The organism is Salinigranum sp., assembly GCF_041641895.1.
In the GTDB taxonomy this organism is placed as follows: Archaea; Halobacteriota; Halobacteria; order Halobacteriales; family Haloferacaceae; genus Salinigranum.
This window is the reverse complement of the sequence record NZ_JBEPXO010000130.1, coordinates 1-6,587: the sequence shown is the minus strand read 5'-3', so window position 1 is coordinate 6,587 and position 6,587 is coordinate 1. Positions and strand designations below refer to the sequence as shown.

General features: G+C 68.0%; 10 protein-coding genes. 4 read left to right on the top strand and 6 right to left on the bottom strand.

The window, feature by feature from the left end:
• Nucleotides 1-102: 102 nt before the first annotated feature.
• Together ACESK5_RS18485 and ACESK5_RS18480 are read left to right on the top strand one after the other, a co-directional pair.
• The gene (locus ACESK5_RS18485) at nucleotides 103-291 is read left to right on the top strand and encodes a hypothetical protein (protein ID WP_372913056.1); all 189 of its coding nucleotides are present in this window, start codon (nucleotides 103-105) and stop codon (nucleotides 289-291) included.
• Between the two features lie 59 nt (nucleotides 292-350).
• Entirely contained in the window at nucleotides 351-578 is a 228-nt protein-coding gene (locus tag ACESK5_RS18480; RefSeq protein ID WP_372913055.1) for a hypothetical protein, read from the top strand.
• Nucleotides 579-590: 12 nt separating this feature from the next.
• On the opposite strand, the gene ACESK5_RS18475 is transcribed toward ACESK5_RS18480, so the two are convergent.
• Nucleotides 591-1,313, bottom strand: coding sequence for a hypothetical protein (locus ACESK5_RS18475; RefSeq protein WP_372913054.1), 723 nt, complete (start codon nucleotides 1,311-1,313; stop codon nucleotides 591-593).
• A 153-nt stretch (nucleotides 1,314-1,466) separates the two neighbouring features.
• Here ACESK5_RS18475 and ACESK5_RS18470 point away from each other — a divergent pair, with 153 nt between their 5' ends.
• Nucleotides 1,467-2,204, top strand: a complete 738-nt coding sequence (locus ACESK5_RS18470) for a hypothetical protein (protein WP_372913053.1) — start codon at nucleotides 1,467-1,469, stop codon at nucleotides 2,202-2,204.
• A 320-nt stretch (nucleotides 2,205-2,524) separates the two neighbouring features.
• On the opposite strand, the gene ACESK5_RS18465 is transcribed toward ACESK5_RS18470, so the two are convergent.
• Entirely contained in the window at nucleotides 2,525-2,713 is a 189-nt protein-coding gene (locus ACESK5_RS18465; protein WP_372913052.1) for a hypothetical protein, read from the bottom strand.
• Between the two features lie 52 nt (nucleotides 2,714-2,765).
• Entirely contained in the window at nucleotides 2,766-3,026 is a 261-nt protein-coding gene (locus ACESK5_RS18460) for a hypothetical protein (RefSeq protein WP_372913051.1), read from the bottom strand.
• A gap of 264 nt (nucleotides 3,027-3,290) precedes the next feature.
• Here ACESK5_RS18460 and ACESK5_RS18455 point away from each other — a divergent pair, with 264 nt between their 5' ends.
• Entirely contained in the window at nucleotides 3,291-3,587 is a 297-nt protein-coding gene (locus ACESK5_RS18455; protein ID WP_372913050.1) for a transcriptional regulator, read from the top strand.
• A gap of 23 nt (nucleotides 3,588-3,610) precedes the next feature.
• On the opposite strand, the gene ACESK5_RS18450 is transcribed toward ACESK5_RS18455, so the two are convergent.
• The 3 genes from ACESK5_RS18450 to ACESK5_RS18440 all read right to left on the bottom strand — a co-directional run.
• Entirely contained in the window at nucleotides 3,611-4,555 is a 945-nt protein-coding gene (locus ACESK5_RS18450) for a DMT family transporter (protein WP_372913049.1), read from the bottom strand.
• A 33-nt stretch (nucleotides 4,556-4,588) separates the two neighbouring features.
• Entirely contained in the window at nucleotides 4,589-5,932 is a 1,344-nt protein-coding gene (locus ACESK5_RS18445) for an ABC transporter ATP-binding protein (protein WP_372913048.1), read from the bottom strand.
• A partial coding sequence (locus ACESK5_RS18440; protein ID WP_372913047.1) for an ABC transporter ATP-binding protein occupies nucleotides 5,925-6,587 on the bottom strand: 663 nt, incomplete at its 5' end. The genes ACESK5_RS18445 and ACESK5_RS18440, both read right to left, overlap by 8 nt.

Here is a 6,587-nt window from a genome sequence, read left to right as displayed (position 1 = left end):
GTTCGAGTGAACGACGATGCCCGAAGTACGCGTACGCGACTGATTCTCCTCTCCCTCCCGGCGCGCATCGTCACCAGACCGTCCCGTTCCGATCCCCCACGAATGAGCACAACACCCCACCCGACCGACGCGACATCGACCACAGACCGCACCGACGTCGACGCCACCGGCCAGACTCGCGACTCCCGCCAACGGGCCACCGCCGGCGCCCCGATGCAGTTCTCGACTTCGAACCGCGCCTCCCTCCCCCCGGCGTTCGGCGACGAGGAGTGGGCGACGGGCGAACCCTGAGCCCCGGGGGAACCGGGCGTTCCCCCGAGGTTTATGTCACCACGCGTCACTCCCCCGATATGGAAGACTTCGACGAGATGGTCTCGTCGCTGACGGTCCAGGAGACCGCCGGCGGCATCCGACGCTACCGGAACACGGTCAGTATCACCTGCCCCGCCTGTGGGGAGTCCTTCGACGACCTCGTCGTCTGTGAGGACGAGTTCAACAGCCTCGAACTCAGCATGCCGCTGGACCTCTGTACGACGACTCACGACGACCAGGTCGTCCTGTTCACGCACAAGCCGTAACCCGCGGGTCGTTCAGTCGAACACGCCCACGGCCACGGCGAAACTCCCGAGCAGCATCACGAGGAGCGGGAGGAAACTCGCGAGCCACAGGAGCGAACACCCCGTGGTACAGGTCTGCAGTCGCGCCGTCACCTCCGCGGCCCCGACCCACACCGCCGCCAGCGAGAGCACCGTCCCGCCGACGACCAGCCCCGCCCGGACGGCGAGTGGGTGGTCGGCCGGGGGCTGGAGTTCGAACGCGGAGGACTGAGTCGCCCCGCCGTCGGCGACGGCGTTCCGCTGCGGCGACGCCGCGTGCCCCCGAACGACGTCCTGCAGCCCTGCCTTCGTGACCAGCGTCACCAGTTGCTCGTCGGCGAGACACTCGACGTCGTGTTCCTCGGCGGCCGCGTAGACGGCGCTGTCGTAGTCGCGTCCGGTCGCCACCGTCGCCTCCGCGTCGCCGAACGAGGTGGCCATCCGGCCGAGCCGTGCGACGTGTTTCGGCGCCGCCCGCGCGGACGGGTCGAGCCACACCACGTGGGTCGGGTCGCCCGCGGGGTCGCGGACCAGGAGGAACCGGTTGTCCCCCCGCTTCGTCCGCGAGGTCCGGTATCCTCTGTCCTCCCAGAAGCGCTCGACGACTGCCGCGAGGAGCGAGACGTCCGCCGTCGCCAGCACCCGACGGAGCGGTACGTCCGCTGGGTGGGGGTCGTCCCCACTCGCGTCGTCCCCGGTCGCAGGCGTCTCGTTCATTCTGGCAGGCTTGAATCTTCTCTCGGGACTACGTCGCTCCCGGTCAGTTCTGTGTGAAGGCAGGTGGACGCCGGGTAAAGGTGTTAGCGCCTGAATATCACATTCGATAAAATTTCCCGAAACGTTTAGCACTCCCCTGGTCGTTGCCGGCGTATGGTCCAACTGCGGTCGTGTTACTTCTGTGGGGCGACGGGTGCACTCTCGGAGTACGAGGCGCGGCCTCGAACCGTCGATACCGAGCCCCCTCGGGTGGTCCTCTGTGACCGGTGTCACACCAAACTCACGAACGTCCTCTCGCCGCTCGTCGACGACGTCGAACTCGCGGTCGTCACGGCCGACCGACTCCCGCCGACCGAGACGTCCACCGCCGACGACCACCCGACCGACGCGTCGAGTGGGGGGCCGGTCGACCCGGACGGCCACCCGACACAGCCCGAGGTCACGTTCGCCGAACAGGCGTCGACGGACCGTCCGGCGTCGGAGACGGCCGACCCCGACACGGCGGCAGACGACGAAATCGACGCCGTCGGGGACACTGACGACGCCGTCGAGGTGGACGACCCGCCGACAGCCACGTCCCCAGCAGCCGACTCCTCGCCCGACACGGACGCGGAGGGAGTGGACGAGTCGACGGCGGAGGGAGGCGGTGACCACGACGAGAACGAGGCGGTGAGGGAGGGAGAGGCGGCGTCCTCGACCGACCTCGACAGGGTGTACCACAAGCTCCTCCGGTTCCTCCGGAACCGCGAGTTTCCGATTCCTCGCGCGGAGGCCGAGGCCGTCGCGCAGAGCGCGTACGACCTCACCGAGCGGGAGGCGTCACGGGTCGTCCAGCGGGCCGTCGACCGGGGAGTCCTCGAGGAACGTGACGGCGACCTCCACCGTCGCTGACTGGTCGGGTCCGCATCGCCGCCGTCGGACGCCGCATCGTTATCGTTATCGAGACGGGAAGAGGTGTATTTATTACTCAGGTCCCGATTCCAACTAACAGGCACGCAACCCAGTTCACGGGGCCCACTCACGCCCCGACGCACCGACCTCTCTCGGTCGGTGTGATTCTCGATTCGACCCGTGTGACGCAGTCTCGACGCTCCGTTCGCTGCACAGCGACGCCGGCGCTTGCGGAGACGGCGGCGGAGAACGGGACAGCGATCGCTGGTGTGTTCGGGAGGGCAGAGAGGACGGACGGTCCGCAGTCGTCGGTTCGTCGCTCAGACGGGGCGACCCGAACCGTCGGTGCCGACGAGGTAGGTACCGTAGGTCAGGAGGAGCGCTGCCGGCAGCAGTGCGAGGTTCGCGGCCTGGCCGGAGGCGGGCAGCAGCCCCGGCAGGAACGCGAGTGAACCGAGGAGCATGAGAACGACACCGACGACTCCTTTCTTGCTGAGATTCAGTCCCATATCCGCTCTCGGGAACGAGTCGTACTGAAACTTGCGCTTTCGGTCGGAAGCGTTACTGGCGGTGACCGTGTCCGACGACGAGTGCGAGGGCGTTCGCGGCCAGGAGGAGGCCGAACGCGAGCGTCTCAGAACCCTGGAGACCGCCGAAGAGCAGCGGCACGTAGAGGAACGGGAGGGCGACGGCAGCCCAGAAGCCGACGAAGCGGAGGGGAGCGGCGACCAGGCGAGCACCCTGTTGGAGGGACTGTGACTGTACCACCTCCCGGAGGCGGGAGGCGTGTTCGCGGGAGACCGAGTGCAACGAGTTGGGCATGGATCTGACGTCGTCTGGTCTCACGTGTGAAAGCGGTATATAACCGCCCGAGCCTTCAGTTCGTTTCAGCGACGGTTTCGGAACGACGTCAATACTTCACGAGTGACTCTCTCCGAACCTAACGTTTCACAGACGTCCCTGACTCTTTTATTCACGAACATCGGGTGCGATTCTATATCCCGACAGCTCGCGGCAATCGATGCCGACTCCCGAGTGGTCCGAGACGCGTGGTGTTTTTGTGAGCTGACGCCGTCAGCGCGGAGCATGGCCGAACTCAACCGCGTCGCGAAGCGGATGTACAACGTCAGCCCCGACCCGCTCCGTCTCACCTTCGACGACGACACGACGGGCGTGTTCGAACTCTCCAGCGCCGAGTTCTTCCAGCAGGAGTTCCAGGCCGAGGGACGCCGGGTCGACGAGGAGGGGACGTACCGCTTCACTACCTCCGAGGACAACACGGCCGTCCTCGCCGGCCGAGAGACCGAGGACGGCTGGACGCTGGTCGGACGAGTCGTCGAGGCCGAGGCAGTCTCGGCGGCGGAGACGACCGACGAGGGCTGAGACCAGACGACGGGAGACGCGCCTCAGTCGTCGCCCGAGAAGAACGCGCCGCCGCGCCGTCCGAGCCGTGGGAGTTCGTCGCGGACGGTCCGGTGTTTGATGAGGAGGAAGCCTACGAAGATGAGTGCGAAGCCGACGCCGGTGTAGACCGTCGGGACTTCGGCGAGGAAGACCCACCCGGAGAGCGCCGCGAACACCGGTGCGACGTACGAGACCAGGTTGATCTCGATAGGGCCGAGGCGGTCGAGCAGGTCGAAGTACACGAGGAACCCGACCGCCGACGCGACGATAGAGAGGTACGCGAGCGCCGCGACGGACTCGACGCTCCACACGACGGCGGCGAGCGACTCGCCGAGGCCCAGGCTGACGAGGTGGAGCACGAGCGCACCCCCGACCATCGACCACGCCTCCATCGTCTCGATGGGCATGTCGCTGTCCAGTCTCCGGGTGAGGACCGACCCGAGCGCGAACGTGGCCGCGGCCGCGAAGACCAGCAGCTTCGCCACCGCACCGCCGCCGAGGAGGTCGTTGGGGTCCGGTTGTGTGAGGACGACGACGCCCACCAGCCCCAGGAGGAGGCCGGCGACGCCGAGGACGGTGAGTCGTTCTCCCGGGAGGAAGACGCGGGCGAACCCCGTCGTCAGGACCGGACTCAACGAGACCAGCACCGCCGCGGCGGCCGAGGTGACGGCCGGGTCGGTCTCGCCGACGAACAGGAAGGCGTGGTAGCCCGCGATGAGCAGGACCGAACCGACGGCGACGACGGCCCACTGGGTCCGCCCGCGCGGGAACGGGTCGTCGACCACGTAGACCGCGTACGCCAGCATGATGACCCCCGCGACGTCGTAGCGGACCGCCGCGAACAGGACGGGGGGGAAGTACGCCAGGCCGGCCTTGATGGCCATGAACGCCGACCCCCACGCCGCTGCGAGGAGTAAGAACAGGACGAGATTCCGATAACGGGTCACACCGAGTCCACTCGTCGGGCGTAGAAGTGTCTTTCAGTTCGTGTCCGGTACCCCCTCGGTCCGAGACGCCGCCGGTCCACCGTCGACGAGATGACACGCCGTGGTGTGTGTGTCCGTTCCCAGCGTCGGCCGGTCCGTCTCGCAGACGCTCTCGAACCGCTCCGCGAGGAGGCCGGCCGCTTCCTCCCGCTCGCCCTGTGCCAGCGCTGTCAGCGCCTCCTCGACGACGCGCTCGTTCGCCCCCGAGAGGTGTCGTCCGTCGAGGAACGTCTCGCGGACGTCCGCGACGAACGCCGCCTCGTCACCCCGCTCGGCGTCGAGTCGCTCCCACACCGACTCGGCGTCGAGGTCACCGCGTTCCAGGGCGTCGCGGAGGTCCATCACGGCACGGTAGCGTTCCTGGTCGATGTCGATCTCCGCCGGGGGAATCACCACGGGACAGCGCGTCCGGAACCGACAGCCCGAGGGGGGGTTCCGGGGCGAGGGGACGTCGCCGGTGAGGGTGTCGACGTAGCGCCCCTGTTCCTCGACGCTGGCGCGCGGGACGCTCTCCAAGAGCGCCTGCGTGTACGGGTGGTCGGGCGACTCGAAGATGTCGTCGACGGAACCGAGTTCGACGACGTTCCCGAGATACATCACGGCCACGCGGTCACACAGGTGCCGCACCACGCTCAGGTCGTGCGCGATAAACAGGTAGGTGAGGCCGAACTCCTCCTGGAGGTCCGAGAGGAGGTTCAGCACCTGCGCCTGCACGCTCACGTCGAGCGCCGACACCGGTTCGTCGAGGACGACGAAGTCGGGGTCCAGCGCCAGGGCCCGGGCGATACCGATTCGCTGTCGCTGCCCGCCGGAGAACTCGTGCGGGTAGCGGTCGACCTGTGCGGCGGAGAGGCCGACGCGTTCGAGCAGGTCCGCTGCGCGCTCGCGGCGCCACTCTCGCGGGCCCTGTCCCCCGGCGTCTTCGGGGATGTCGTGGACGACGAGCGGTTCGGCGACGATTTCGCCGACGGTCATCCGGGGGTCGAGACTCGAAAACGGGTCCTGGAAGACGATCTGTGCCCGCCGGCGGAACCGCGCGAGGTCGCTCCCCGTCAGGTCGTACACCGACTCGCCGTCGAACCGGACGTCGCCACCGGTCGGTGCTCGGAGTCTGAGCACCGTCTCGCCCGTCGTCGACTTCCCACACCCCGACTCGCCGACGAGACCGAGGGTCTCCCCGCGGTGGATGTCGAAGCTCACCCCGTCGACGGCCTTCACGCTCTGCGCTTCGTTCCCCAGCAGGCGGTCCACGAGCGTGTCCTGTTCGAAGTAGTACTTCTGGAGGTCGCGCACCTGGAGGAGCGGTCCACCGTCGCCCCGTCCCATCCCGTCAGTCATCGGCGCGCACCTCCTGCTCGTCCTCGAAGAAGTCGTCGTCGAGGGCCGCCGCCTCGTCGAACTCCCGGTCGGCGAGCACACAGCGCACCGCGTGTTCGTCGTCGACGACCCGCTCCTCGACTCGGTGGAGACACGCGTCCATCGCCTTCGGACACCGGTCGGCGAAGTAACAGCGGTCGCCCATCTCCTCGTCGAGCATGGAGGGGACGTTCCCCTCGATGGGCTGGAGTCGCGGCGCGGGCTCTTGGAGGTCCGGAATCGACCCGAGCAGCCCCTGCGTGTACGGGTGGACCGGCCGCTCGAAGACGTCCGACAGGGTGCCCCGTTCGACGACTTCGCCGGCGTACATCACGCCCACGCGGTCGCACATCCGCGCGATGACGCCCAGGTCGTGGGTGATCATCACGACGCTCATCCCCCGCTCCCGCTGGAGGTCCCGGAGGAGGTTCAGAATCTGCGCCTGGATGGTGACGTCGAGCGCCGTCGTCGGTTCGTCGGCGACGAGGACGTCCGGTTCGCCCGCGAGCGCCTGTGCGACCATCGCCCGCTGGAGCATCCCACCCGAGAACTGGTGAGGGTACTCGTCGGCTCGTTCTTCGGGGTCGGGGATGCCGACCTGTTCGAGCAGCTCGACGGCCCGGCCGTGGCTCGACTC